Below are 25,973 nucleotides of genomic sequence, written 5' to 3'. Positions count from 1 at the left end.
GCACCGTGCGTCCCCTGATTTTCCCTCGCCACCGTCGCATTCGGCACGGACAGCAGCCCACTCGCGTCCTACGGACGCAAGAAGCGGATGGACCCCGGGCATCAGGCCATTTGATCCGCCTGGCCCGGGGCCCCGGTGGAGCGGCAGGCCGGTGTCCGTCCGCTCCTCGCGTCCATAGGACGCAGGAGACTGCCAGCCGGTGGCGGACACCGACTGATGCCCTATATGCCCCTGTTTGGCTGCCCGTTGGGAGTGCCCTGAGGTCGGTCTTGTGTCCTGGGTAGCGATAGGCCGTCCTCAGGACGTATCGACGGCCCGCACAGGCCCATCCCCCTTCCGGACAGCCCCACCCACCCCGCCACCCACACACCTCAGACACGGGACTGAACCCCAACCAACAGACGGGCCGTCTGACGCTAAGCAGGGCCCAGAAGCCCCATTCCACTGCCGCGCAGACCACCCGCCGGGCCGCAGGCCGGAAAGAAACAGGGCCCACAAGTGAGCTCCCCGGGGGACCCCTCCCCCGGGCCGCCCCTCCCACCTTCCTTCAGCGGGGGCGGGACGGGAGTCAAGGGTGACCGAAGGTCATCGCGCAGCGACGCGACGAAGGAGCGCCCTTGACGCCCGGCACGACCCCGCCACAATCAAAAACAGAGGGGCGGCCCCCACGTCGCCCAAAACCACCCGGCCCACCACGACTACCCCTTGGTTCTGACCTCCACCCGCATTCGGACCACCACAACTCGCCCCGCCCGATCCGTCGGCTCAGGATCGTTCGGTGAGCGATGGCGCGCGGCATCCCGGCCGGCTCGACCGGCGGCACTTTCTGGCGGGCACAGCCGTCGGCATCGCCGCCGGCGTCACTGCCACAGCACTCTCCGCCTGCGACTCCCCGCGAGGCGACGAGCCCGGGACCGCCACCCTCACCACCCCCGCCGTTGAGTCCATCGAGCGCGAGCGGCAGCGGCCCGGCAGCCCTGGCTGGCGTATCCGTTCCCAGGGCCCGCCCGACGCCGTGCAGGGCTTTGCCGACAAGGTGAGCGTCCTGCCCGGGGAGGAGTTCGGGCTGTACGTGTCGACCACCGCGCCCGGGTTCCGGGTCTCGGCGTACCGGGTCGGCTGGTACGGCGGCGCGCAGGCCCGGCGGGTGTGGCGTTCGGGCCGGGTGGCGGGCCGGGTCCAGCGCGGACCGCGTCTGATCGCCGCCACCCGGACGGTACGGGCTGACTGGGAGCGCACCCTGCGCGTCCGTACCGACGGCTGGCCGGAGGGCGCGTACCTGCTCCGGCTCGACGCGGAACACGGCCACCAGCGCTACGTCCCGCTGATCGTCCGCTCGGCGAGCGCGCGGGACAGGACCGTACTGCTGCACGCGCCCGCGACCTGGCAGGCGTACAACCTGTGGGGCGGCTACAGCCTCTACCAGAGCGAGGACGGCGCGTACCGGACACGTTCCCTCGCGGTCAGCTTCGACCGGCCGTACGACAAGAACGGCGCGGAGAAGTTCATGGTCTACGAGCGGGCGGTGGTGGTCCTCGCGGAACGGCTCGGTCTCCCGCTGGCGTACACCACCGGTGCCGACGTCCATGCCGCGCCCTCGGTGCTGGACGGCGCCACGGCCGTCGTCACACTCGGCCACGACGAGTACTGGACCCCTGAGCAGCGGCGATACCTCACGCGGGCGCGCGACGCCGGGACCAATCTGGCCTTCCTCGGCGCGAACACCTGCTTCCGCAGGATCAGGCTGGAACGCGAGGGTACGGCTGGGCCGAGCCCGGAGCGTACGGCTCGTATCGCCGCCGACACCACCAGCACCAGCGCCGCCACCACCAGCACCGCCCTCCGCACCGTCGTCTGCTACAAGACCGACTACCAGGACGATCCGTACCTGGTCGACCACCCTTCCACGGCGACGACCGACTTCCGCCAACCGCCCGCCGCCGACCCCGAATCCTCCCTGACCGGCGTCCTGTACGAGGGCTTCCCCACCGATGCCGCCTATGTCGTCCACGGCGCCGACCACTGGGTCTTCGAAGGGACGGGAGTGAAACGCGGCGACGCCTTCGCCCATCTCGTCGGCGTGGAGTACGACCGCGTCACGCCGGACGCGCCCACGCCCGCGCCGATCGAGATCGTCGCCCACTCCCCGTTGGTCTGCAACGGCCGGAAGAGCCACTCCGACTCCGCGTACTACACCGTGCCGAGCGGCGCGGGCGTCTACGCCTCCGGGACGATGCGGTGGGTGGAGGGACTGATGGCGGGGACGCGCGAGAACGGTCGTAACCACGGCATGGACGCGCGGACCGGCGCGTTCGTCACCCGTACCACCGAGAATGTGCTCCGCGCCTTCGCGGAGGGCCCGGCGGCGAAAACCAGACCGGCGCCGAGGGACAACGTACGAGACGTGTACAAGACCTGAGGACTGGCCATGCGGCCAGTCCAGTCACTCCAGTCGGTCCGCAGACTCGGCTACGGGTACGACGTCCCGTACGACAGGTCCGGCACCTGCCGCGCCCACCACCTCCTCCTTCTCCAACTCCTTCTCCAACTCCTCCTCCGGCTCGTCCGACAGCCCCCGCATCAGTAGCCAGTACCCCAGTCCCGCCACCGTCCCCAGCACCGCGCACGCGCCCCACAGCCACTCCGCGCCGAAGCGGTCGATGATCAGCCCGGACATCAGCGGAGCGACCAGGCCCGCCACCGACCAGGACATGGTGTACATGCCCTGGTACCGGCCACGGCCGTGCACCGGGGAGAGGCGTACTACCAGTCCGGTCTGGGTGGGCGCGTTGATGATCTCGGCGAGTGTCCATACGCAGACGGTCAGCGTGTAGAAGGCGAGCGACGACCCGGCGAACGCCGTCAGCCCGAAGCCGTAGCCCGCGAGGACCGACGAGAGGATCAGCAGCCGGCGTGGGTCGCGGTGCTGGATGAAGCGGGTGACCGGGATCTGCAGGACCACGATCAGTACGCCGTTGACCGCGACGGCCGTGCCGTAGTCGACGCTGCTGAAACCGGCGGCGCCCATGGCCACCGGCAGACCGACGAAGCCCTGCTGGAAGATGAGCGCCACGACGAAGGACAGGGTGACGACGCTCATGAAGCGCCCGTCCCGCAGGACGTCCCCGAGCCCGATGTCCGTACGGTCCGTACCCGTATCCGACCCCGCCTTCCCCCTCACAGACGTACGCTCGGACGTAGCCTCCGGCCGTGACTCCGGCAGCTTCAGAAAGACCAGCACGGCGCAGGCGAGCGTCATCGCGGCCTCGCCCAGGAAGCCCGCGAGATAGCTGTACTGCGCGACGAAGCCCGCGCCCGCCGAGGAGATCGCGAAGCCCAGGTTGATCGCCCAGTAGTTGAGCGAGAACGCCCGTACGCGGTCCTCGGGCCTGACGATGTCCGCCATCATCGCCTGTACGGCCGGGCGCGAGGCGTTCGAGGCCATTCCCACCAGGAAGGCGACGGCAGCGATCGACACCGGGTCCCGCATGAAACCGAGCAGAGCCACGGAGGCGGCCGTGGACGACTGCGCGATCAGCAGAGTGGGCCGCCGGCCGAGCCGGTCGGTCATCACTCCGGCGACCAGGGACGAGACGACTCCGCCGAGCCCGTGGAGTGAGGCGACCAGCCCGGCGTACGAGGCCGAGTAGCCTTGGTCCAGGGTGAGATAGAGCGCCATGAAGGTGGCGACGAAGGCGCCGAGCCGGTTGACCAGTGTGCTCGTCCACAGCCACCAGAACTCCCGTGGCAGCCCGGAGACGCTCTCCCGCGCGGCGCGTCTGACACCGGCGACCGACTTGGCGACAGACATTACGTTCCCCCCGAGGCCGCGGCCTCTCCCTTATGGCCGGCCGGACGGACGGCCGGACCGGCGCCCGGTAAGTGGCCGGGCAGCCAAGGGCAACTTACGTACGAGGGCCCGGCGGGCGCCAGTCAATTGACGGCCGTCCTCACGCTGCCCTCGGGCCGTCCTCGGGCCGTCCTCGGGCCGTCCGTCCTCGGGCTGTCCTCAATCGGGGCAGGGCCTCCAGGCGCCCAAGGCCCGTCCATTAGGCTCGGGCCCATGGCCGACGCACCGTACAAGCTGATCCTCCTCCGCCACGGCGAGAGCGAATGGAACGCGAAGAACCTGTTCACCGGCTGGGTGGACGTCAACCTCACCGACAAGGGCGAGAAGGAGGCAGTCCGCGGCGGTGAGCTGCTCAAGGACGCCGGCCTGCTGCCCGACGTACTGCACACCTCCGTCCAGAAGCGCGCCATCCGCACCGCGCAGCTCTCGCTGGAGGCCGCGGACCGCCACTGGATCCCGGTCCACCGCTCCTGGCGGCTGAACGAGCGCCACTACGGCGCGCTCCAGGGCAAGGACAAGGCGCAGACGCTCGCCGAGTTCGGCGAGGAGCAGTTCATGCTGTGGCGCCGCTCGTACGACACACCGCCGCCCGCCCTCGCGGACGGCGCGGAGTTCTCGCAGAGCGACGATGCCCGGTACGCCACGATCCCGAGCGAGCTGCTCCCGCGCACCGAGTGCCTCAAGGACGTCGTCGTACGGATGCTGCCGTACTGGTACGACGCGATCGTCCCGGACCTGCTGACCGGCCGTACGGTCCTGGTCGCCGCCCACGGCAACAGCCTGCGCGCCCTGGTCAAGCACCTCGACGGCGTCTCCGACGAGGACATCGCGGCCCTGAACATCCCCACCGGCATCCCGCTCGTCTACGACCTCGACGCCGACTTCCACCCCCTCACCCCGGGCGGCACCTACCTCGACCCGGACGCGGCAGCCGCCGCGATCGAAGCCGTCAAGAACCAGGGCAAGAAGAAGTAACCTCCTGCTCTGCCGCTCCGAGCCCCCTACTCGCGCCTTCCTGGCGCGCGGCCAGGGGGCTCTTTGCCATACCTGGGCCGTCTCTGGGCCGTCAGGTGAGTTGGTTCCGGCTGCTGCCTCACTTTTTCCCTGTGCCCCCGCATCACGAAAACTGCTGCTGCCGTCTCGGTCTCCCAACTGCGCCGACTGATGGAGAGCGGTGGGGACGTGAGCCGCACAGGCGACGGATCAGTGGGATGTAAGTGGACGTGCACGGGCGGTGGAGTCGGGTTGCCGGGTACCTGGGCAGAACCGCGCCAAACTTCTCCTTAACGCCTTTTTGCTGTGCAGGCAGACAGGTGGAGTGCAGCCGTACTCCGCGTGATCACCTTGCACTCGAAACCACAGTGTCGGAAGAGACATGGGGTTGGCTGTACGAGGGCCGCACTGGGACGAGAAGAGTCCTTCTAGGCTCCGAGCCCGGCCCGGTGCGGTTCAACCAGGCTGGTACCCGCATTACTTGGGCAGCCTGAGCAATACTCTTTCTACCGCTCGCCCATTGACAAGGCGTCGACCATCCTGCCCCTGTAGACGATTTCAAGCCCCCTGGCTGTGACCGCCCCCAGGCCGGGCAGGCCACCGGCCAAAACCGCTCCGCCGACCCTTATTTATGAAAGTCCTGATGGCTGACGACTGATCGGAGTAGGCTTCCTCGCTATGGCCAACGCGCAGCCCGTAGGGTTCTGGAGCTACACACACCGCGATGATCAGTTGGATGGCGGGCGGATCGTAAGGTTGTCCGAACGAATCGCTAATGCGTTCGAGATTATCACTAGTGAACCGCTCGAAATCTTTCTCGACAAAAAATCTATCGAGTGGGGCGACGCTTGGCGGTTGCGTCTTGATTCAGCTCTTACGGGCACTACATTTCTCATCCCGATCATTACGCCCAAGTTCCTGGGGAGTCAGGAATGCAGACGGGAAGTGATTAAGTTTTCCGGGCATGCAGCTAGCCTTGGGCTGGATGAGCTCCTCCTGCCCATCCACTACGTGAATGTTCCCCAGTTGACAGAAGGCCCAGAGAACCAGCCTGCTGATGAAGTCGTCGAGCTCATCGCCCGGCGGCAGTGGGTGGATTGGCGGGATCTCCGGCTGGAGGACGAAGACTCGCCCGGGTATCGGCAGGCGGTGCATAAGCTTGCTCTGCGGCTGAGCGAGATCATTGAGACAGTGCCTGCCGAAATGTCGGTAAAGGTACCCGCACCGAACCAGACTGCTGAAGAGCCTCCTGGCTTTATTGAGATCATGGCGGAGATGGAGGAAGCTCTCCCGGCTTGGATGGACACCGTTCAAAAATTCGCGGGAATTATTGCGCTCATCGGTGAGGAAACGAAGTGGGCGACTGGTGAGATGGCTACTTCCGATTCCAGGGGAGGCGGCTTCGCCGGACGTATGCGTGTGACGGAGGAGCTGGCTACTCGGCTGGTTGATCCCGTAGAGAAGGTTGACGCCCTGGGCTCGAAGTATTGGGCCGAATTGGCTGCGATCGACCCTGGTGTTATCGGCATCATCAGGCAGGTAGCGAAAGATGATCTTTCTGCCGAAGACAAGCAGACAGCTCGTGACTTTTTTAAGGAAATCAAGGAACTGGCTGCCGTTACAAGAGAGACAACCGGACACCTGCAAGAATTCTCCGACAATGTCGGGCAGGCGTCCCTAGGAAGCCGTCGGCTGCGGCCTCAGTTCAAGACGATTCAAGCTGCGGTACAGAAGGTTATCGACGGCCAGACGATCATCAACGAGTGGAGCCGGTTGGCTGAGGATGTCGATCTTGGAGACGATGAACAGTCCTAGCGGTTCTGGCCCTTTCTTTACGAGGCATCTAGCCGTACGACCAAGGGCAAGAAGAAAGAGTCGGAAAGCTGTAAGCCAATCTCAGCGGCTCCCGGCGGACTCCTGGTGGCTCCCAACCGGAGGAAGGGCCCTGCGCGTGGTGTGCGCGGGCCCTTCGTGTGCGTGGCCCGGGTGGGGCATGCCTAAGGTCGGCGGGTCAAGTGCATCGTCCAGTTTGTTACCCATGTCTTCTCGCCGTCTGCCGAGAACGCCTGTTCCCAGTGGGCCGTGGTCGGGGTGATGGACGACCAGATGAAGCGCGCGCGGATGGGGCGGTTCGCATGGGTGTCGTCGCCGTGGAACTCGCCGCGGCCGGCGGTGAAGCGGCCCACGACCGGAGGGAACAGGGTGCTGGTGCGTGAGCTGGACCAGTAGAGGGACCATTGCGCGCGTTCCGGGTCGTACAGGCGCAGGGTGAGGCCCGCGAAGCCCTTCGTCGGGAACTCGATCTCGTCGACGCTCGCTCCGCCGCCGAAGTGCCGGGAGGCTCGGCTGACGGCGGGGAACTCCTCCCAGGGGCTCGTTGCGTCGAGGAAGTCCGTGCGCCACCGGTTGGCGACGTCCCACTCACCGGCGAGGAAGTCAAAATCGCTCGGGATGTCGTTGGCGGCGCTGGTCATGTGCGGGCTCCCGTCGTGCCGTCGGGGAGTGAGTCGGCGAGGTAGGCGTCGAGGGCGGGACGTTCGGGCGTGAGGATGTGGCGGACCCAGGCGTCGCGTTCGTGGAGGAGTGGCGGCAGCTCCCAGACGCAGCCGATCAGTGAACGGTCCTGCCGTACGAAGTGCGTCGTGTCGTTGTCCGGGCAGCCGAGCGCCGGCTGGCCCGCCGCCGCGCCCGCGAAGTGGAGCGCGTTGTCCCAGACCCAGCTGTAGACGTTGAGGTACGCCCCGTCGTCCCCTCCCCTGTGGAGGACGACAAAGGTGGCCGGCGGTGTGCCGTCCGGTTGCGGGAGCAGCTCCGGGAGGATCGCGTACGCCGCCTTCTCGACCTCCGGATCGATACCGGCCGGGTCCGCGGTGACGTGGTAGCGCTTGATGTTCCGGCCGCCCACCTGGATCGGCGGCTCCACCCGGAGCAGTTTCTCTGTGAAAGCCATGGCTGGACCGTAGAACCGCTTCACTGACATCTTGTGTCAGTGAAGGTGAAGGTGTCAGTGAACGTGTCGGCGTCGGTTTCGGCGGAGTCCGGATGAAGTCCAGCCGTCTGCTGTCGATCCTGCTCCTGCTCCAGACCGGCGGCCGGATGACCGCCGCCCAGCTCGCCGAGGAGCTGGAGGTGTCCGTACGGACCGTCTACCGCGACATCGAGTCGCTGCACGCGGCGGGCGTGCCGCTGTACGGGGACGCCGGGCACGCGGGTGGCTACCGGCTGCTCGCCGGCTACCGCACCCGGCTCACCGGGCTGAGCGCGGGCGAGGCGGAAGCGCTGTTCCTGTCCGGCATCCCCGGGCCCGCCGCCGAACTGGGCCTCGGCCCGGCCCTTGCCGCCGCGCAGCTCAAACTCCGGGCCGCGCTCCCGGCGGAACTGCGCGCACAGGCCGACCGGATGCGTACGCGCTTCCATCTCGACGCGCCGGGCTGGTACGCGCGGGACGACGACGTGCCGTATCTGCCGCAGGTCGCCGACGCGGTGTGGCACAGCCGGATGCTCGACATCCGTTACCGCCGCTGGAAGGAGCCGACCGATGTCGACCGCTGCCTTGAGCCGTACGGTCTGGTGCTCAAGGCGGGCCGCTGGTACGTGGTCGCGGCGGCGCGTACGGGCGCGGACGCCGACGGGGCCGCTGGCGGGACCGGAGCGGCGGCGCGTACGTACCGTATCGACCAGATCCTCGAACTGGCCGTACGGGACGAGGAGTTCGAGCCTCCCGCCGCCTTCGATCTGGCCGGCTACTGGCAGCACCACCAGCAGGACTTCCATGCCCGCCTCCACCAGGGCGAGGCCGTCGTACGTCTCTCGCCGCGCGCCGCCGAGCGGCTGGCCGGGACAGCCGTGAGCGTCACCCCGGAGCCTGAGCCGGACGGCTGGATTCGTGCCGTCCTGCCCATCGAGTCGCTCGACCATGCGCACCGGGAGTTCCTCGCCCTGGGCACGGACGTCGAGGTGCTCGCGCCGCCCGAGCTACGGGCCCGTCTCGCCGAAACCGTCCGAGCCCTCGCCGCGCGCTACGACTCCAGTCCGCCCATCTGACGCACCGTACGAAAAGGCCCCGTCCGCGTGTGCCGGACAGGGCCCTTCGCTTGCTCATATCTCCTGCGTACGCAGCGGCTAGCAGCCGCCGCCGCACTGGCATGAGCCGCCCGACTGGCAGCCGCAGCCGCAGCTCGAGCCACAGCCGCACGCGCCGAGAATGGGCAGGTGCAGCGCTTCGGCCGGGGCTTCCGGGCGGGGTTCGGTCGTAGGGGAATCGGCCATGGGATCCTCCTCAAAGGCGTGCACGGATGGCGCCTGTGCCCATTGCATGCCCGCTGTGGCGGGCGCATCAACGGCGCATCTCCGGCGCATACGCGCAAACACCTCTGTGCGCCCGTCCATCTTTCGAGTGCACCGTGCCCGGGCGTACCTTGACGGCCGTACGTTGACGGCCGCGCCTTGACGACCGAACCCGCCGTGCCGAAACCGAACCCCCGTGCCGAAACCGACCCGCCGAACCCGCCGTACCGGCCCAGCCGTACCGGCCCCGCCTCCGCCTACGCTCCCTCGACCGGCGTCTCCGCCGGCTGGATCTCGTCCGCGTGCTCGCCCGTCACCAGGTAGACGACACGGTTGGCGACCGCCACCGCGTGGTCCGCGAACCGCTCGTAGTAGCGGCCGAGCAGCGTCACATCGACCGCCGTCTCGATGCCGTGCTTCCACCGGTCGTCCATCAGATGCTGGAAGAGCGTGCGGTGCAGCAGGTCCATCTCGTCGTCGTCCTGTTCGAGCTGGAGCGCCAGCTCGACGTCCTTGGTGATGATGACCTCGGCCGTCTTCGCCATCAGCCGCTGCGCGAGCTGTCCCATCTCCAGCAGCGTCGCGTGCAGGTCGTGCGGCACGGGCGAGCCCGGGAAGCGGAGCCGCGCCAGCTTGGCGACATGCTGCGCCAGGTCGCCAGAACGCTCCAGGTCCGCGCTCATCCGCAGCGAGGTGACCACGATCCGCAGATCGGTCGCGACCGGCTGCTGCCTGGCCAGCAGCGCGATGGCCCTGGCCTCCAGGTCGTGCTGGAGGTCGTCGACCCGCTGATCGGCGGCGATCACGCTCTCGGCGAGCTTGAGATCGGCGTCGAGCATGGCCGTCGTGGCACGGCCGATGGCGGAACCGACCAGCCGGGCCATCTCGACCAGGTCCTCGCCTATCGAGTCCAGTTCCTCGTGGTACGCGTCCCGCATGGGGTGTTCCCTCTCTTGACTTTGACCTGCTGACCTTGCTTGACCTTGACGTTCTCCACCCGGAGCCGGGCCGTCGACCACCCGGAGCCGGGCCGTCGACCGAGGGCCGGGCGTGGCTCCGGCCGGGCCCGAGCGCGGCTTCGACCGGGGCTTCGACCGGGGCTCGGCCCGCGATGTGGCCCCCCACGTTCCCACGTTCTGTCCGTTACGCGTCGGGCGCCTCCCGCACAAATGAACCAGCGCTATTCCCTTGGTGAACTCTGGGCGACGAGTGTCGGAGGAGACACCTCGACGGCTGGGAGACTGTCCTCGGGCGCCCGTAACCTGGTCGCATGGACGTGAACGCGGCGGTCGCCGCATTGGCAGCGATCGCCGGGGTGTGCACCGGCGTGATCGCCATGCTGGCGTTCCGCTGGAGCGAGCGCGACCAGGCACGGCCCACCCGTACCTCCCTGCACACGGACGCCGTGCTGCCTCCGGGTGTCGACACCGTGCTCTCCGTGCTGCGCTCCTCCGCCGTCGTGCTCGACGAGAGCGACTCCGTCGTCAAGGCCAGTTCTGCGGCGTACGCGCTCGGGCTGGTCAGAGGCGGCAAGCTCGCCGTCGAGCCGATGCTCCACATGGCGCGGGACACCCGGCGGGACGGCGAGATAAGGCAGGTCGAGCTCGATCTGCCCAGGCGCGGTACGGGCCGTGGCGAGGCGCTCGCCGTCTCCGCGCGCGTCGCTCCGCTCGGCTCCCGGCTGGTGCTCCTCCTGGTCGAGGACCTCACCGAGGCGCGCCGTATCGAAGCCGTACGGCGTGATTTCGTGGCGAATGTCAGCCACGAGCTGAAGACCCCGACGGGCGCGCTCTCCCTGCTCTCCGAGGCTGTCATGGACGCCTCGGACGATCCCGAGGCGGTCACCCGTTTCGCCGGCCGGATGCAGATCGAGGCGACCCGGCTCACCAATCTCGTACAGGAGCTCATCGATCTCTCCCGGGTGCAGAACGACGACCCGCTGGAGGACGCCGAGCCCGTACGCGTGGACGAACTCGTCGCCGAGGCCATCGACCGGTCCCGGCACGCCGCGTCCACCAAACAGATCACCATGGCGTCGGGCGGCACCGTCCATCTCCATGTGTGGGGCAATCGCGGCCAGCTCGCCGCGGCCCTCGGCAATCTCGTCGAGAACGCCGTCAACTACTCTCCGGCCCGTACGCGCGTCGGTATCGCCGCGCACCGCGTCTCCGCCACCGGCGGCGACCTGATCGAGATAGCGGTGACCGATCAGGGCATAGGTATCTCGGAGAAGGACCGGGAGCGGATCTTCGAACGGTTCTACCGCGTCGACCCGGCCCGCTCCCGGGCCACCGGCGGTACGGGGCTCGGCCTCGCCATCGTCAAGCATGTGGCCGCCTCGCACGGCGGGGAGGTCACCGTATGGAGCTCGGAGGGCCAGGGCTCCACCTTCACCCTGAGGCTGCCCGAGGCCGGCGCCGTACGGGATCGCTCATCCGTGATCCCTGACGACGACGACCGGACCGCCCATCACAGCGACACCGACACTGACACCGAGACCAGCCTTGAGCTGGATGATCCCCCGACCGTGATTGCTGCCCCGGAGGTCCTTCCGTGACCCGAGTGCTCGTCGTCGAGGATGAGGAATCCTTCAGCGACGCCCTTTCCTACATGCTCCGCAAGGAAGGCTTCGAGGTCGCGATCGCGACCACCGGGCCCGCGGGGCTCGACGAGTTCGAACGCAACGGCGCCGACCTCGTCCTCCTCGACCTGATGCTGCCCGGCCTGCCGGGCACCGAGGTCTGCCGTCAGCTGCGCGGCAGGTCCAATGTCCCGGTGATCATGGTCACCGCCAAGGACAGCGAGATCGACAAGGTCGTCGGCCTGGAAATAGGGGCCGACGATTATGTGACCAAGCCCTTCTCCTCGCGTGAACTGGTCGCCCGTATCCGCGCGGTGCTCCGCCGCCGGGGCGAGCCGGAGGAGGTCACGCCGGCCGCGCTGGAGGCGGGCCCGGTACGGATGGACGTGGACCGCCATGTCGTCACGGTCTCCGGCGGCAAGGTGGATCTGCCGCTGAAGGAGTTCGACCTGCTGGAGATGCTGCTGCGCAACGCGGGCCGCGTGCTGACCCGTATGCAGCTCATCGACCGGGTCTGGGGCGCGGACTACGTCGGTGACACCAAGACTCTCGACGTTCATGTCAAGCGTCTCCGCGCGAAGATCGAACCGGACCCGGGCGCTCCGCGCTATCTGGTGACGGTGCGAGGACTGGGCTACAAGTTCGAGCCGTAAACCGGCCCGGCCCTCCGGCCTCGCGGAATCCTGCTTTGCCGCGCGCGTGCGCCAGGAGCGTACGCGCGTGATCGTGCGTGCTTGCGCGTGCGCGTCTGTGCGTACGTGATTGTGCTCACAGCCGCGGTATTCAAAGCCGCAGCATTCACGGCCGCAGCTTCAAAGCCGCAGCGCTGTGGCGCCCTGCCCGGTCCTTCTCTTCCGGGCGGGACGCCACAGCGCTGCGTGCGTTGTGGCGCGTCCTGGCTTTACTGGCCCTGGCTCTGCCGGCTCTGCTGCCTCTAGTGCGTGGAGGCGGACGCGGAGTCCGACGGGCTCGATGTGTTTTCCGTGGTGGTGAGCGGCCCGCCGGCCGCGCCCGACTGTGCGTCCGCCGGAGAGCCGGAGACGGATCCGGCGGGCGTGCCCGACGCGCCCGGCGACGGCGACACGGGAGCCGAGAGCGACGGCGATGGCGACGGCAGGGCGCTCGGGCCGACGCCCTTGAAGTAGGTGTCCGACGGGAAGACGAAGGCGCGCAGACCCACGTCGCCGGTCTCGCTGAACGTGAACACGACCTGCTGGGCGTCGCCGTCCTTCGCGGCCTCGCGGCCGTTCTCGATCACGGCGGACGCGTTGCCCTCGCCGCCGAGCTGGACCCAGCCGCCGGCCGGCACGGTGATCGGTCCCGATCCCGTGGCGGGCGAGAGCTTCACGGCGGCGCTGGTGCCGGGCAGCGTGATCGAGTCGAGCGTCTGTCCGCTCCTGCCGTTGTTGAAGACCGTGCCGGTGACAACGGCGGGACCTTCCGCGTTGGCCTCGGGCTGGGTGACCACCGTCGCGTTCTGGATGGAGATATCACCCACGGAGGTGGCGGCGCTGTCCGGCTTGACGCCGAGCGTCTGCGCGTTGTTGCCTGCGCCGCACGCGGTGAGCGGGGCAAGCGAGAACACGAGGGCAGAAGCGGCGAGGACGCCGCGTCGAAGGCTGCGGCTCACGGCGGCGGCAACTCCTAGGACGTACGGACGGATAGGGCTCAGGGCTGGACAACACCGAGAACCTGGCGCGGTGTCGGCGGTACCGACGGTGCTCAAGGCCTTCAGCGGGCCTAGGTTACCGAGCCGTCGCCGGCGCCCCGCACCCGACCCGCCTCCAGCGCCCTGCCGCAGCGCCGTGCCGCGCGAGGCCGCCGCGCCCGGCCGGTTTCGCGCCGCTCCCCGGCCGCTCCCGCGCCGCTTCCCGGGCCGTTTCAAGACACCACTTCAAGACACGGCTTCAAGGCACCGCGCGGGCCGGATTCCGTATCCGATTTCCTGCTCGATCCCGTCGTTTCGCACGGCGTTCACATAATGCCGGTGATCAATTCCTCCGCGCGCCGCACATTCCTTACGAATACCGCCGCGCGAGCCCGGGGTGATCAAATTTGGAATCTCCCGCACTTCCATCCGTACGAGTGATCGACATCCGAACGGACTACGGGAAGTTTGACACCTGAAATCCGGCAAATCGGGACGTTCATCCACTCCGGAGGGTGTTGCACGGTGGGTAACGTGCGCGTTTCCGCGCGCCCGCGCAGCCGCTCCGACCTGCGAATACCCTCTTCCGGAAGCCGCCCGCAGCACGTTCCTGGCGCAGTTGTCAAGCCCCGAGAACCGTCCTGACCTGCGAAAACGCCATTCAGAAGATGCCATTCTCGTGTTACCCTGGATAGCCACGGAAGGGGTACCTGTCACATGACGTTCAAGGTTGGCGACACCGTGGTCTATCCCCATCACGGGGCCGCGCTGATCGAGGCCATCGAAACTCGCCAGATCAAAGGCGTGGACAAGACCTACTTGGTGCTCAAGGTCGCCCAGGGCGACTTGACAGTGCGTGTACCGGCGGACAATGCGGAGTTCGTCGGCGTGCGCGATGTGGTCGGTCAGGACGGGCTGGACCGGGTCTTCGAGGTGCTTCGCGCACCGTACGCCGAAGAGCCGACGAACTGGTCCCGTCGCTACAAGGCAAATCTCGAGAAGCTCGCCTCCGGCGATGTCATCAAGGTCGCTGAAGTGGTGCGCGACCTGTGGCGCCGGGAGCGCGAGCGTGGACTCTCCGCAGGTGAGAAGCGCATGCTCGCCAAGGCGCGGCAGATTCTTGTCAGCGAGCTGGCTCTCGCGGAGAACACGAATGAAGACAAGGCCGAGGCTCTGCTCGACGAGGTCCTCGCGTCCTGAACCATGACGTGACGCCACGTGCCGGTGGCGCATGCCGTACAACGCAGTGAATGCCGTGGTGCCCGCTGACCAGCTACGAGGGAAATGCTGTGTCGCCGGGCGCTGCGGCATGTCCGTACACCCGCACCTCGTACGACATCCGGCCCACATCCGCCGTACATGCACGCCCTGACGTCCGTACACCGTCCAGACGTCCGCACACCCGTCCGCGCACCGTCCGTCGGAGCCATCGGAGACGTCACACCGTGAGCTGTCACGCCGTCCACCGGAGAACTGCCCACCGGGGACGTCGGACGGTCCACCGGAGACGTCAGAGGTCTGAGGTTTCAGACCTCTCGCACCCGGGGACTCGCCGGGACTTCACCCGGGATCTCGCCATACCCGGGGCGGACCCGGGTATGCGGAGCCCCGGGCAGCCGGCGCGATCCGTCTCGACCGTGTGTCACGGAAGGGTCCGGTCAAGGCGTCGCGCCCGGCACGGTGTGGCCATACCCATGTCGGCCGAGGAAACAAACCTGCCGGAGTGCAACCGATGTCAGACGAAGCCCGCCCCCACCGCACCGCCGCGGTGATCCCCGCAGCAGGCCGGGGGGTACGGCTCGGCCCCGGAGCCCCCAAGGCCCTCCGGGCGCTGGGCGGCACACCGATGCTGATCCACGCCGTCCGCGCCATGGCCGCCTCACGCGCCGTATCGCTCGTCGTGGTCGTCGCGCCGCCCGACGGCGCCGCCGAGGTGAAACACCTCCTCGACGAACACGCCCTGCCGCAGCGCACCGACTATCTCGTCGTCCCGGGCGGCGAGACACGCCAGGAGTCCGTACGGCGCGGAATCGAGGCCCTGCCCGACTCCATCACCGCCGTACTCGTCCATGACGCGGCGCGCCCGCTCGTACCTGTCGACACCGTGGACGCCGTGGTCGAGGCCGTACGGGACGGCGCGCCGGCCGTCGTGCCCGCGCTGCCGCTCGCGGATACGGTCAAACAGGTCGAGCCGCGCGAGAAGGGCGAGCCCGAACCGGTCGTCGCCACGCCCGAGCGGGCCCTGCTGCGCGCCGTACAGACTCCGCAGGGCTTCGACCGCGCCACGCTCCAGCGCGCCCACGAGACGGTCGCGGCGGTCGGCGACGGCGCGACGGACTGCGCCGGTATGGTCGAGCGGCTCGGCGCGCCTGTGGTGGTCGTGCCAGGACACGAGGAGGCGTTCAAGGTGACCAGGCCGCTGGATCTGGTGCTGGCGGAGGCGGTACTCGCCCGGAGGAGGGCCAACGATGGCTACTGAGTCTTCCGGGCCTTCCGTGCCCGAGGGGTCTTCCGGGCCTGAGGGATCCGGGGCGGGCGGGGCCTCCGGCGCGGGCGCTTCCGGGCCGGGCGCATCCGTCGCGGGCGCTTCCGGCGCGGGCGGTACGGCGCACTCCGTGCCCGTACGGCTGCCGCAGGTGGGCATCGGCACCGACATCCACGCTTTCGAGGAGGGCCGCGAGTTGTGGTGCGCGGGCCTGCTCTGGGAAGGCGAGGGCCCCGGTCTGGCCGGTCACTCCGACGCGGACGTCGTCGCCCACGCGGCCTGCAACGCGCTCTTCTCGGCCGCCGGTCTCGGCGACCTCGGCGCGCACTTCGGCACCGGGCGCCCGGAGTGGTCCGGCGCCTCCGGGCTCAGCCTCCTTACGGAGGCGGCCAGAATCGTGCGCGAGGCGGGCTTCACGATCGGCAATGTCGCCGTACAGGTCGTCGGTCTGCGGCCGAAGATCGGCAAGCGGCGCGAAGAGGCGCAGAAGGTGCTCACCGAGGCCGTCGGCGCTCCGGTCGCGGTCTCCGCCGCCACCTCCGACGGGCTCGGCTTCACCGGGCGCGGCGAGGGACTGGCCGCGATCGCCACGGCTCTGGTCGTCCGTACGGACTGATCGAAATACTCCGCGTGGGGTACGAGTTGAGGGAGTGTCAGCCTCGGCGCCAGGTCGGGCATCGAGGCACCACTTCGATCAGGTTTCGATCAGGTCAGGCATCTCCACATCTCCATCAGGTCAGGCATCAGGAAGGCAGTCATGGCAGCCGCACTCTCCGACAAGCTCAAGGAACTCCTCGACGGACCCGTCTTCGTCGACATCGCCACCATCCAGCCCGACGGCAGCCCGCAGGTGTCGCCGGTGTGGGTGAAGCGCGACGGTGACGATCTGCTCGTCTCGACCACCGTCGGCCGCCGCAAGGAGCAGAACCTGCGCCGCGACCCACGGGTGTCGGTCGTCGCGCGGCCCGAGGACGCGCCGTACCTCTACGCGGAGATCCGCGGCTCCGCGACGCTCACCACGGAGGGCGGCCAGGAGCTGATCAACGAGCTGTCCCTCAAGTACACCGGCAAGCCGTACGCGGAGTTCAACCCGGCATCCAAGGAGGACGCCGAGCGGGTGGTCGTCCGTATCACTCCGCGCAAGATCGTCGGCCGTCTCTGAGCCCACCGGCGCAAACGTCTCAAACGTCGCGAAATTCGACCGTTGACTTTGCCGGACGGGCATGAACGTCACGCTTCTGTGTCCCCGTGGCCCAAAGGGTCGCGGGGCACCACCCCAGGAGCACTACCCTTGTCGCGTGACTATTCGGCTGTACGACACCGGCGCCCGGCAGATCCGTGATTTCAACCCGCTCACGCCGGGCTGTGTCTCGATCTACCTGTGTGGCGCCACCGTGCAGGCCGCTCCGCACATCGGGCACATCAGGTCGGGACTGAACTTCGACATCATGCGCCGCTGGTTCACTTACCGCGGCTACGACGTGACATTCATCAGGAACGTCACGGACATCGATGACAAGATCATCGCCAAGTCGGCCGACCAGGGCCGCCCGTGGTGGTCCATCGGGTACGAGAACGAGCGCGCCTTCAACGACGGCTACGACGTCCTCGGCTGCCTGCCGCCCACCTACGAGCCTCGCGCCACCGGCCATATCACCGAGATGATCGAGATGATGCGCGGCCTCATCGAGCGCGGCCACGCCTACGAGGCGGACGGCAACGTCTACTTCGACGTCCGGTCCTTCCCGGATTACCTGGAACTCTCCAACCAGGACCTGGACGATCTGCGCCAGCCGTCCGGCGAGGGCGAGACCGGCAAGCGCGACCAGCGCGACTTCGCGATGTGGAAGGCCGCCAAGCCTGGCGAGCCGAGCTGGGAGACGCCCTGGGGCCGCGGCCGGCCCGGCTGGCATCTGGAGTGCTCGGCCATGGCCCACAAGTACCTGGGCAGCGTCTTCGACATCCACGGCGGCGGCATCGATCTGATCTTCCCGCACCACGAGAACGAGATCGCGCAGGCCAAGGCGTACGGCGACGAGTTCGCGCGGTACTGGGTGCACAACGCCTGGGTCACCATGAGCGGCGAGAAGATGTCCAAGTCGCTCGGCAACTCGGTGCTGGTCTCCGAGATGGTCAAGCACTGGCGTCCCATCGTGCTGCGCTACTACCTCGGCACACCGCACTACCGCTCGATGATCGAGTACAGCGAGGAAGCCCTGCGCGAGGCCGAGTCCGCGTTCGCGCGGATCGAGGGCTTCGTCCAGCGCGTCACCGAAAAGGCCGGGAAGGCCGTCGCTCCCGCGCACGAGGTCCCGCCCGCCTTCGCCGAGGCCATGGACGACGATCTGGGCGTTCCGCAGGCGCTCGCGATCGTCCACACCACCGTCCGGCAGGGCAATTCCGCGCTGGCCGCCGACGACAAGGAAGCGGCCGTCGCCCGGCTCGCCGAGGTACGGGCCATGCTCGGCGTCCTCGGTCTCGATCCGCTGGACCCGCACTGGGCCGGCGAGACCGACCGCGGCGAGGATCTGCACGGCGTTGTCGACACGCTCGTACGACTGGTGCTGGAGCAGCGCGAGGCGGCGCGCGGACGCAGGGACTGGGGCACGGCGGACGCCATCCGGGACCAGCTCCAGCAGACCGGACTCGTCATCGAGGACAGTCCCTCGGGACCGCGCTGGACGCTGGGACCGCGCTGACCTGCACCGATGTGCCGCTCGGTATTGCCGGGCGGCACACTTGCGTACGCTGACACATAAAACTGACTCATGAAACTTCTTGACCCATAAAACTTGACGCACACCCACGTCTTGAGCACTTCTGAAGCACTTAGGCAACGAAACAGGTAGGTCATGGCCGGGAACAGCCAGCGCAGGAACCGCCGCACGTCCAACAAGAAGGGCGCGCAGGTCGGCAGCGGTGGCAAGCGACGCCGCGGACTCGAAGGCAGGGGCCCGACTCCGCCCGCGTCCGCCCGCAAGGGCCATGCCCAGAACCGCGTCGCCAACGCCAAGGCCAAGCAGGCCGCCCGGCGCCAGGTCGCCCGGCGCGGCGGCAAGGGCACCAGCGAGATGGTCGTCGGCCGCAATCCCGTCTTCGAGGCGCTGCGCGACGGCGTACCGGCGGTGACTCTCTACGTCCAGCAGTTCATCGACAACGACGAGCGCGTCCGTGAGGCGCTCCAGCTCGCGGCCGACCGCGGCGGCATCCATCTGATGGAGGCGCCCAAGCCGGAGCTGGACCGGATGACGAACGGTCTGAACCACCAGGGCCTCGTCCTCCAGGTCCCGCCGTACGAGTACGCCCATCCCGAGGACCTCGCGACGGCGGCCTTCGACGACGGCGAGGACCCGCTGATCGTCGCGCTCGACGGCGTCACCGACCCGCGCAACCTCGGCGCGGTCGTCCGCTCCGTCTCCGCCTTCGGCGGGCACGGTGTCGTCGTACCGGAGCGGCGTGCCGCCGGGATGACCGCCGGCGCCTGGAAGTCCTCGGCGGGCACGGCGGCCCGTACGCCGGTCGCCCGCGCGACCAATCTCACGCGCGCTCTGGAGTCGTACCAGAAGGCCGGTCTCGTGGTCGTCGGGCTCGCGGCGGACGGTGAGCACGAGGTCGGCGAGCTGGAAGCGCTCGGCGGGCCCGTCGTCATCGTCGTCGGCAGCGAAGGCAAGGGCCTGTCGCGGCTGGTCGGGGAGACGTGTGACTTCCGGGTACGGATCCCGATGCCGGGCGGCGCCGAGTCGCTGAACGCGGGCGTCGCGGCCGGAGTGGTGCTGTACGAGGCGGCGCGCCGACGGGCGTGAGGCCGTTCTCCGGTGATGGCTGACTGAGCAGGCCTGACGGGTCGGCTGACGCGTCGCCTGACGGGTCGCTTGACGGGTCCGGGGAGCGGTGCGGTTGATGATCTTGACGGGTCTCGGACATTTACCGCGCGTCAAGGCAGTGTCCTAAACACAAGTCACTCGGTTAGATGAGTGTGGACACCAGAACGCCCCGGCCCGGGTTCGACGATCAGCCTCCGCTGAGCATGCTCAAGGTGGATTGCGATCCCGCGCAGGTCATCGTGAACCACGCCAGCTTCCGGGTGAAGCTCGCATCGCCCCAGCGCACCGGCCCCGCGCGCGGCGCGGCGGACACCGCGCGCATCCGCGCCATCGGCGGCGGCGCAGGCGGAGGTGCCACCGGCGGTGGCGTCGGCGGTGGCGGAGGCCGCCGCAGGGCTCCCGTCGTCTGGAGCGGCAAGTCCGCCCCGGGCGATCCCGGCGCGACCGGGCTCCTCCAGGCCGTACGCAACTCCTCCGTGCCGCCCACGGGCGGCTACCGGGACGCGCGGGAGGCGCGTGACGCGCGTGATGTGCGTCCTGTGCCCGGCAGGCCGGGGATGTCCGGTGTGGCCGGCCGGCCCGCCGTACCGGAGATGGGGTACGACACCGGCGTCACCCAGGTCATTCCGCGGCTCGACCTCGACGGCGAGGCGACGATGCCGACGCCCGTCGTCGGCCCGCAGAGCCGTGGTCACGGCCCCGGCTCTGGCTCGGGCGGCGGTGCCGGCACCCGGTCAGGCATCACGCCGTTGCTGCCGCCCATGCGGCAGGCGGTCGGCGCGTACGACACGCCGGAGCGGACGATCGATCCGGACCTGGAGCTGGACTCGGACCTGGACCGGGACCTGCATCGGGACCTCGATCGAGACCTGGACCGAGACCTGGACCTGGAGCCGTACGCGGAGCCCGGCGCCGATCCCGACGACCACCGGCGGCGCGACCGGCGCTATGCCGCGACCGGTGTACGGCCCGGGGACGCGGCCGGCGTCCGGCACGCGTACTACCCGGGCCGCCGGATGAACCTCGGCGTGGTGCTGCTCCCGCTCCGTATCTTCCTCGGCTTCATCTCCATCTACGCCGGTATGGGCAAGCTCTGCGATCCCGTCTACTTCGACGGCGGCGAGCGCGGCTCGATGGTCAAATGGCTCAACTCGCTGCATCCCTGGGCGCTCGCGGAACCTCTGCGCGACTTCGCGCTCTCCCACCCGGTCGGCGCGGGCCTCAGCGTCGCCTTCCTCCAGATCGTGGCGGGCGTACTCACCGTCCTCGGGCTCTGGCAGCGGGTCGCCGCGTGCTTCGGCGCGCTGCTCTCCGCGGCGCTGCTGCTCACCGTGAGCTGGCGGACCGTTCCGGCGTACGACGCGCCCGACATCATCTATCTGGCCGCCTGGTCACCGCTGATCATCGCGGGCGCGCCCGTCTACTCGGTGGACGGGCGGCTCGCGGGCGAGGCCTGGCGCACGCTCGGACCGCGCTCCGAGATCTGGGACCTGCGGCGTCGCGTACTGCGGCGGGGCACGGTCGTCGCGACCGTCGTCATCGGGCTCACGCTGCTGGTCGGTTCGGTGCTCGGCGGGGCTGTACGGTCCTCCGACATGGTGACGGTGCCGGGGCCGAACGTCGACCCGGTCAACCAGCTCCCGGGCGAACCGCTGCCTCAGAAGCCGGGCCGCGGCGGCAGCAGCGCGTCCGGCACGCCGAGCAGCGGCGGTACGACGGAGGGCCGACGGTCCGAGCCGTCCGCGACCCGGTCGGGCACGCCCGAGGCCCAGCAGCCGACCACGGGCGGCGGCACGGTCCCGGAGACGGCCGGCGGCGCGGCCAGCACCGGCCAGAGCCAGCAGCAACAGCCCAGCCAGACCCAGGGCACGACGGGCCGCCAGGCCCCTCAGACCGCCCAGCAGGCCCCGCCGCCGTCCAACAGCCAGGGCCCGTCGACCACGGGCGGCACGGGCGACGGAAGCACGGGTACGACCAGCGGCGACGGCGGTGGCTCCTCGACGGGCGGCTCCACCACAACCGGCGGCAACCGCAACCCCATCGGCGGCCTCCTGGGCTGACGCGGCACGGCGCCCGATTCGGCGGCGCGGGGCGCCGGGCCCGGTCGGCTGTCCCAGGCCCGGAACCGGACCTGCCGACCGGGCTGGTGTTCAGCAACCGCCTTCAGGGGTGGACCGGGGCCCGGAGCTCGGGCCGGGTCCGGCCAGCCGGAGCCCTGGAGACTGCGCCGGTCTGCGCCGGTCAACGGCGGGTCGAGACCGGGCCCCAGAGGGCTCGGGGACAAACGTGCCGACCCGTCGGTCAGTTCCGTTGTGGCGCGCCACAACGTGGCCCCAGGCCCCAGGGCTGCGGCCCCCGCGCGGGCCCGTCCGTATCGCCTCCTGAGCGGGCCTTCGCGGGCGGCCCGCACGGCTCCGGTACAGCTTCGGCGGTACGGGCCTGCGCGCAGCGGTCCGAGTTCGGGTCAACGGCCCCCAGGCAGGCCCGGTACGGCCCACGCACGGGCCCGCATCGCCTCCGTGCGGGCTCGGCGCGGGCACCGTACAGCGTCGCGCCGCCAGGCCCGCGCGGCGGGTTTCAGCGTCAGCGTGGGCCCGACGCCAGTTCCTTCGCCGCCTCCGTGAGGTCCTTCGCCGTGTCGATGGCCCGCCAGTACGCGCCGTGCGGCAGCGGAAAGCCCGCGAGGCGGCGTTCGCGTGCCAGGCGCGGGAACGTTGTGCGCTCGTGGTCGCCGCGTTCCGGCAGCAGTTCGGCGAAGCGCGGGGAGAACACATACACACCCGCGTTGATCAGATAAGGCGACGGAGGCGCCTCGATGAAGTCGAGGACATGGCCGAACTCGTCCGTCTCCACGGCACCCCACGGGATCCGGGGACGGGCCAGGGCGAGCGTCGCCGTCGCGTCACGCTCGGCGTGGAACGCGGCCATCTCGCGCAGCGAGAAACGTGTCCAGATGTCGCCATTGGTGGCGTACCAAGGCTGCCCTGGGGCAGGGAGCTTGGCGGCGGCGTACTTGAGGCCGCCGCCGCGCCCCAGGGGCTCGGGCTCCACCACGGTCGTGACACGCAGCGGAAGATCCGCCGAGTCCAGCCATTCCTGGAGGACTTCGGCGAGATGCCCGCACGAGACGACGGCGTCGGTCACGCCCTCGGCGGCGAGCCAGGCGAGCTGATGGCCGATGATCGGGGTCCCCGTGCCGGGAATCTCGACCATCGGCTTGGGACGGTCATCGGTGTACGGGCGCAGCCGCGACCCCTGGCCGCCCGCGAGGACCACGGCCTGCGTCGGAAACGTATGCATACCGTGAACGATAGGCGGGGAGGGACGGCCGACGGGCCGCGGCCGACGATCGGCCGGCGGTCGTCTGACGTCCGGTCGGCGCCCGGCCGACTGAGCCGACTGACGTCCGGCCGACTCTCCGCGGTCAGCTTCCCGCGGCCTGCTGGGACACGCCGTACGCGAACGACGTGTCGCACACGGGCCGAGAGAAGGACTGCGCGCGGGTGGGACCGTACGTCGACACGGCCGCACGGCCCAGGGCCCGCGCGATCGACATGCAGTGCCTGGCGAGCGACGGACGCTCCTCGACCTGCCGCTGAAGGTGCGTCAGGGCGATGCCCGGATCCTTCTCCTGAAGTTCCACGAGAAGCTGCTCGCGCAGAATATCCTGGGGCGTACGGGACTTGGCCCGCACCGAGGCGGTGTCCGAGGAGGCGGTCAGGACCTGCGACTCGGCTGTGCTGGACGCCCACGGAACACGGGCGACCGCGAGGGTCCCGGAGAGCACCAGGACGACGGGCAGTACGAGAGCGAGAGTTCGGCCGATACGGCGGGCTGAGTGGGTCACGCAGGCGAGCGTAGCGGCCAGTGATGATTTGGCGACATTTAGTCACTCTCCCGAGGGATGGTTCGACCGCACTTTTCGAATCGGCGTTGACGGGCCCGTCCGAAATGACCTGTGTGCCGGGGTATTTATCGACACGCGGCGCGCGGCAAACGCGGACGGCCCCGCACCGGAGTGGTGCGAGGCCGTCCGAAGATCAACCGCTTCGACCGGTTCAACCGCTTCAACCGGTTCGGTCGGATCAACCGGTTCAGTCGGTTCAGTCGGTCAGGCGCTCGCCGGTCGAAGTCGAGAAGACATGCGTCTCACCGGCGCGCGGCACGACGTGCAGCTTGGCGCCCTTCTCCGGCACGGCGCGGCCGTTGACGCGGACGACGATGTCCTTCTTCTCGTTGCCGAGGTCGGCGGTGCCGTACACATAGCCGTCGGCGCCCAGCTCCTCGACGACATTGACGACCACGGCCAGACCGGCCGGCGCCTCCTTGGAGAGCGTGCCCGAGGTGCTGTCCTCGGCGAGATCGAAGTGCTCGGGACGGACACCGACCGTCACGGTCTTGTCGCCCTTGTCCGCGGCGGCGGCGAGCGCCTCGCGCGACACCGGCACCACGCTGTTGCCGAACTTCACACCACCGTCGGTGATCGGCACCTCGACCAGGTTCATGGCCGGGGAGCCGATGAAGCCGGCGACGAACAGGTTGTTCGGGCGGTCGTACATGTTGCGCGGCGAGTCGACCTGCTGGAGCAGCCCGTCCTTGAGGACCGCCACCCGGTCGCCCATGGTCATGGCCTCGACCTGGTCGTGGGTCACGTACACCGTGGTGATGCCGAGACGGCGCTGGAGCGACGCGATCTGCGTACGGGTCGAGACACGGAGCTTGGCGTCGAGGTTCGACAGCGGCTCGTCCATGAGGAACACCTGCGGCTCACGCACGATGGCGCGTCCCATCGCGACACGCTGCCGCTGACCACCGGAGAGCGCCTTCGGCTTGCGGTCCAGGTACTCGGAGAGGTCGAGGATCTTCGCGGCCTCCTCGACCTTCTTCCGGATGTCCGCCTTGTTCACACCGGCGATCTTGAGCGCGAAGCCCATGTTGTCGGCGACGGACATGTGCGGATACAGCGCGTAGTTCTGGAACACCATGGCGATGTCCCGGTCCTTCGGCGGCAGATGCGTGACATCGCGCTCACCGATACGGATGGCGCCCGCGTTGACGTCCTCAAGACCCGCGAGCATGCGCAGGGAGGTCGACTTGCCGCAGCCGGAAGGACCGACGAGGACGAGGAACTCGCCGTCCGCGATCTCGATCTCGAGCTGATCGACGGCGGGCTTCGTGGAACCCGGGTAAACACGGGTTGCCTTGTCGAACGAGACAGTTGCCATGACGATATGTCCCTCCACCGGCAGGAACGTGCCGGACGATCCGAGTAAAGGAATGGTTCCTCCGCCGAAGGGCGAAGGATGGGTCTAGTCCACCTGGTGAACTCCAGGTGACGCTACCTCGCGATTCCGGATCTGTCAGTACTCCGGCCCTCACCAATTCCCTGCCCGACCGCCGGTCGGGCAGAGCACTCCACTTTTGACCTCTCCAACTGCGGGCGGCCAGGCAGAGCGAGGTCCTTTTGACCGTGTCTACGCCGGTGCGGGGTAGAGTAACGATCTTTTGACCGTGTCCGCGCTTGGCCGAGCAAGGACAGAGCTCCGGCTTTTTGACCGTGTCCGCACTGCGCACCAAGTGGCGACGGCTAGAGCACAGGTCTTTTGGCCTCGCTCACACCGACAGCGTGGACTCACCGCCCTCGCGGGCGGCAGTTCCTGCTTCGACACCCATAGCCGGTCGGCCGCGATTCTCAAGAATCACGCCCGGACGGTCTTACGCGGGCTCCACAGGCATTCCGGCCGACGGCCCGTCGGTCCGTATCTCCGTGTCGCAACAATCACAACCACCGTTTACACGGTGAGCAAACAGTCCTCCAGCTCCGACGCCTTGATCACCGGCGGTGGCACCCGGCCCGGCGGCAGTGCCGACGCGATCAGCCAGTACAGCCGCATTCCCTCGTCCCGGAGGTTCACCGCCGCGTTCACATCTCGGTCATGGATCACGCCGCACTCCGCGCACGTCCAGGCCCGTACTGACAGATCGAGCCGCGGACCCTTTGTATGACAGGACGAGCAGCGCCGCGTGGATGGAAAGAAACGGTCAACAATCACCAGCGTCCGCCCGTACCACTCACACTTGTAACGGAGCTGACGCAGCAGCTCGCCCCATGCCGCATCCTGGATCGACCGGCTCAGCTTGGCCTTGCGCCGTCTTCCTTTGCCCTTCGCCGGGCGCAGCAGGGTCACGATGGACAGATCCTCCACCACGAGTCGGGTAGCCGGGACGCATTGCTGCGTCCCGGCCCCCTCAGAACCGGACGTGCGACTCACATCGCATCCGGCTCAAGCAAGCCCCACGGACAT

22 protein-coding genes are annotated in these 25,973 nt (G+C 68.8%); 13 read left to right on the top strand and 9 right to left on the bottom strand.

Annotated elements, in window-relative coordinates; genetic code table 11:
• Positions 1-778: 778 nt before the first annotated feature.
• A complete protein-coding gene (locus tag ACFV6H_RS36605) occupies positions 779-2,419 on the top strand; it encodes a N,N-dimethylformamidase beta subunit family domain-containing protein (RefSeq protein ID WP_385551053.1) in 1,641 nt (546 codons plus the stop codon).
• A gap of 24 nt (positions 2,420-2,443) precedes the next feature.
• Here the strand turns inward: ACFV6H_RS36605 and ACFV6H_RS36600 are convergent, their stop codons facing one another.
• Positions 2,444-3,811, bottom strand: coding sequence for an MDR family MFS transporter (locus ACFV6H_RS36600; protein ID WP_385551051.1), 1,368 nt, complete (start codon positions 3,809-3,811; stop codon positions 2,444-2,446).
• A 252-nt stretch (positions 3,812-4,063) separates the two neighbouring features.
• Here ACFV6H_RS36600 and ACFV6H_RS36595 point away from each other — a divergent pair, with 252 nt between their 5' ends.
• On the top strand, positions 4,064-4,825 hold the full coding sequence (locus tag ACFV6H_RS36595) for a phosphoglyceromutase (RefSeq protein ID WP_385551049.1): 762 nt from the start codon (positions 4,064-4,066) through the stop codon (positions 4,823-4,825).
• Between the two features lie 696 nt (positions 4,826-5,521).
• Positions 5,522-6,658, top strand: coding sequence for a TIR domain-containing protein (locus ACFV6H_RS36590; protein WP_385551047.1), 1,137 nt, complete (start codon positions 5,522-5,524; stop codon positions 6,656-6,658).
• Positions 6,659-6,840: 182 nt separating this feature from the next.
• Here the strand turns inward: ACFV6H_RS36590 and ACFV6H_RS36585 are convergent, their stop codons facing one another.
• Entirely contained in the window at positions 6,841-7,317 is a 477-nt protein-coding gene (locus ACFV6H_RS36585; RefSeq protein WP_385551045.1) for a hypothetical protein, read from the bottom strand.
• The gene (locus ACFV6H_RS36580; protein ID WP_385551043.1) at positions 7,314-7,793 is read right to left on the bottom strand and encodes a hypothetical protein; all 480 of its coding nucleotides are present in this window, start codon (positions 7,791-7,793) and stop codon (positions 7,314-7,316) included. Before ACFV6H_RS36580 ends, ACFV6H_RS36585 begins: the two co-directional genes overlap by 4 nt.
• A gap of 92 nt (positions 7,794-7,885) precedes the next feature.
• Here ACFV6H_RS36580 and ACFV6H_RS36575 point away from each other — a divergent pair, with 92 nt between their 5' ends.
• Positions 7,886-8,887 carry a helix-turn-helix transcriptional regulator gene (locus ACFV6H_RS36575; RefSeq protein ID WP_385551041.1) on the top strand — a complete coding sequence of 334 codons (1,002 nt, stop codon included), beginning with the start codon at positions 7,886-7,888 and terminating at the stop codon, positions 8,885-8,887.
• Between the two features lie 500 nt (positions 8,888-9,387).
• Here the strand turns inward: ACFV6H_RS36575 and phoU are convergent, their stop codons facing one another.
• Complete coding sequence (gene phoU, locus ACFV6H_RS36570; protein ID WP_066949703.1) at positions 9,388-10,068, bottom strand: phosphate signaling complex protein PhoU; 681 nt, start codon at positions 10,066-10,068, stop codon at positions 9,388-9,390.
• A 332-nt stretch (positions 10,069-10,400) separates the two neighbouring features.
• Here phoU and ACFV6H_RS36565 point away from each other — a divergent pair, with 332 nt between their 5' ends.
• Both ACFV6H_RS36565 and ACFV6H_RS36560 read left to right on the top strand, forming a co-directional pair.
• Positions 10,401-11,687 carry a cell wall metabolism sensor histidine kinase WalK gene (locus ACFV6H_RS36565; protein WP_237539717.1) on the top strand — a complete coding sequence of 429 codons (1,287 nt, stop codon included), beginning with the start codon at positions 10,401-10,403 and terminating at the stop codon, positions 11,685-11,687.
• On the top strand, positions 11,684-12,364 hold the full coding sequence (locus tag ACFV6H_RS36560; protein ID WP_046498012.1) for a response regulator transcription factor: 681 nt from the start codon (positions 11,684-11,686) through the stop codon (positions 12,362-12,364). Before ACFV6H_RS36565 ends, ACFV6H_RS36560 begins: the two co-directional genes overlap by 4 nt.
• A 281-nt stretch (positions 12,365-12,645) precedes the next feature.
• Here the strand turns inward: ACFV6H_RS36560 and ACFV6H_RS36555 are convergent, their stop codons facing one another.
• Positions 12,646-13,341, bottom strand: coding sequence for a DUF461 domain-containing protein (locus ACFV6H_RS36555; RefSeq protein WP_384982796.1), 696 nt, complete (start codon positions 13,339-13,341; stop codon positions 12,646-12,648).
• Between the two features lie 735 nt (positions 13,342-14,076).
• Here ACFV6H_RS36555 and ACFV6H_RS36550 point away from each other — a divergent pair.
• The 7 genes from ACFV6H_RS36550 (at position 14,077) to ACFV6H_RS36520 (ending at position 21,728) form a co-directional block, all read left to right on the top strand.
• A complete protein-coding gene (locus ACFV6H_RS36550) occupies positions 14,077-14,559 on the top strand; it encodes a CarD family transcriptional regulator (RefSeq protein ID WP_003953493.1) in 483 nt (160 codons plus the stop codon).
• A gap of 532 nt (positions 14,560-15,091) precedes the next feature.
• Entirely contained in the window at positions 15,092-15,838 is a 747-nt protein-coding gene (gene ispD, locus ACFV6H_RS36545) for a 2-C-methyl-D-erythritol 4-phosphate cytidylyltransferase (protein ID WP_093604226.1), read from the top strand.
• Positions 15,828-16,460, top strand: a complete 633-nt coding sequence (gene ispF, locus ACFV6H_RS36540) for a 2-C-methyl-D-erythritol 2,4-cyclodiphosphate synthase (RefSeq protein WP_385551037.1) — start codon at positions 15,828-15,830, stop codon at positions 16,458-16,460. Before ispD ends, ispF begins: the two co-directional genes overlap by 11 nt.
• 141 nt (positions 16,461-16,601) lie before the next feature.
• Complete coding sequence (locus tag ACFV6H_RS36535; protein WP_384982790.1) at positions 16,602-17,006, top strand: PPOX class F420-dependent oxidoreductase; 405 nt, start codon at positions 16,602-16,604, stop codon at positions 17,004-17,006.
• 136 nt (positions 17,007-17,142) lie between these two features.
• Positions 17,143-18,543, top strand: coding sequence for a cysteine--tRNA ligase (gene cysS / locus ACFV6H_RS36530; protein WP_093604232.1), 1,401 nt, complete (start codon positions 17,143-17,145; stop codon positions 18,541-18,543).
• Between the two features lie 153 nt (positions 18,544-18,696).
• Positions 18,697-19,647 carry a 23S rRNA (guanosine(2251)-2'-O)-methyltransferase RlmB gene (gene rlmB, locus ACFV6H_RS36525; RefSeq protein WP_385551034.1) on the top strand — a complete coding sequence of 317 codons (951 nt, stop codon included), beginning with the start codon at positions 18,697-18,699 and terminating at the stop codon, positions 19,645-19,647.
• 167 nt (positions 19,648-19,814) lie between these two features.
• Positions 19,815-21,728: a DoxX family protein gene (locus ACFV6H_RS36520; protein WP_385551032.1), complete on the top strand. Its 1,914-nt coding sequence runs from the start codon at positions 19,815-19,817 to the stop codon at positions 21,726-21,728.
• Positions 21,729-22,251: 523 nt separating this feature from the next.
• Here the strand turns inward: ACFV6H_RS36520 and ACFV6H_RS36515 are convergent.
• The 4 genes from ACFV6H_RS36515 to ACFV6H_RS36500 all read right to left on the bottom strand — a co-directional run bounded on the left by ACFV6H_RS36515 (position 22,252) and on the right by ACFV6H_RS36500 (position 25,874).
• Positions 22,252-22,968 (bottom strand): nucleotidyltransferase family protein, encoded by a 717-nt coding sequence (locus tag ACFV6H_RS36515; RefSeq protein ID WP_093600779.1) that lies wholly within the window; start codon positions 22,966-22,968, stop codon positions 22,252-22,254.
• Positions 22,969-23,092: 124 nt separating this feature from the next.
• Positions 23,093-23,515 carry a hypothetical protein gene (locus ACFV6H_RS36510; RefSeq protein ID WP_093600776.1) on the bottom strand — a complete coding sequence of 141 codons (423 nt, stop codon included), beginning with the start codon at positions 23,513-23,515 and terminating at the stop codon, positions 23,093-23,095.
• A 256-nt stretch (positions 23,516-23,771) separates the two neighbouring features.
• Complete coding sequence (locus ACFV6H_RS36505; protein WP_384982782.1) at positions 23,772-24,893, bottom strand: ABC transporter ATP-binding protein; 1,122 nt, start codon at positions 24,891-24,893, stop codon at positions 23,772-23,774.
• Positions 24,894-25,460: 567 nt separating this feature from the next.
• Positions 25,461-25,874: an RNA-guided endonuclease TnpB family protein gene (locus ACFV6H_RS36500; protein ID WP_385551029.1), complete on the bottom strand. Its 414-nt coding sequence runs from the start codon at positions 25,872-25,874 to the stop codon at positions 25,461-25,463.
• Positions 25,875-25,973 lie beyond the last annotated feature (99 nt).

The organism is Streptomyces sp. NPDC059743, assembly GCF_042732975.1.
Lineage (GTDB): Bacteria > Actinomycetota > Actinomycetes > Streptomycetales > Streptomycetaceae > Streptomyces.
The sequence above is the reverse complement of the archived record's forward strand: the minus strand, read 5'-3'. Positions and strand labels throughout refer to the sequence as shown.

What these genes read in the sequence shown, in the direction of transcription:
- ACFV6H_RS36585 (WP_385551045.1), bottom strand. Translation starts at nt 7,317, where the DNA reads ATGACCAGCGCCGCCAACGACATCCCGAGCGATTTTGACTTCCTCGCC.
- rlmB (WP_385551034.1), top strand. Translation starts at nt 18,697, where the DNA reads ATGGCCGGGAACAGCCAGCGCAGGAACCGCCGCACGTCCAACAAGAAG.
- ACFV6H_RS36600 (WP_385551051.1), bottom strand. Translation starts at nt 3,811, where the DNA reads ATGTCTGTCGCCAAGTCGGTCGCCGGTGTCAGACGCGCCGCGCGGGAG.
- phoU (WP_066949703.1), bottom strand. Translation starts at nt 10,068, where the DNA reads ATGCGGGACGCGTACCACGAGGAACTGGACTCGATAGGCGAGGACCTG.
- ispD (WP_093604226.1), top strand. Translation starts at nt 15,092, where the DNA reads ATGTCAGACGAAGCCCGCCCCCACCGCACCGCCGCGGTGATCCCCGCA.
- ACFV6H_RS36595 (WP_385551049.1), top strand. Translation starts at nt 4,064, where the DNA reads ATGGCCGACGCACCGTACAAGCTGATCCTCCTCCGCCACGGCGAGAGC.
- ACFV6H_RS36520 (WP_385551032.1), top strand. Translation starts at nt 19,815, where the DNA reads ATGAGTGTGGACACCAGAACGCCCCGGCCCGGGTTCGACGATCAGCCT.
- ACFV6H_RS36580 (WP_385551043.1), bottom strand. Translation starts at nt 7,793, where the DNA reads ATGGCTTTCACAGAGAAACTGCTCCGGGTGGAGCCGCCGATCCAGGTG.
- ACFV6H_RS36575 (WP_385551041.1), top strand. Translation starts at nt 7,886, where the DNA reads ATGAAGTCCAGCCGTCTGCTGTCGATCCTGCTCCTGCTCCAGACCGGC.
- ispF (WP_385551037.1), top strand. Translation starts at nt 15,828, where the DNA reads ATGGCTACTGAGTCTTCCGGGCCTTCCGTGCCCGAGGGGTCTTCCGGG.
- ACFV6H_RS36505 (WP_384982782.1), bottom strand. Translation starts at nt 24,893, where the DNA reads ATGGCAACTGTCTCGTTCGACAAGGCAACCCGTGTTTACCCGGGTTCC.
- ACFV6H_RS36535 (WP_384982790.1), top strand. Translation starts at nt 16,602, where the DNA reads ATGGCAGCCGCACTCTCCGACAAGCTCAAGGAACTCCTCGACGGACCC.
- ACFV6H_RS36550 (WP_003953493.1), top strand. Translation starts at nt 14,077, where the DNA reads ATGACGTTCAAGGTTGGCGACACCGTGGTCTATCCCCATCACGGGGCC.
- ACFV6H_RS36590 (WP_385551047.1), top strand. Translation starts at nt 5,522, where the DNA reads ATGGCCAACGCGCAGCCCGTAGGGTTCTGGAGCTACACACACCGCGAT.
- ACFV6H_RS36515 (WP_093600779.1), bottom strand. Translation starts at nt 22,968, where the DNA reads ATGCATACGTTTCCGACGCAGGCCGTGGTCCTCGCGGGCGGCCAGGGG.
- ACFV6H_RS36565 (WP_237539717.1), top strand. Translation starts at nt 10,401, where the DNA reads ATGGACGTGAACGCGGCGGTCGCCGCATTGGCAGCGATCGCCGGGGTG.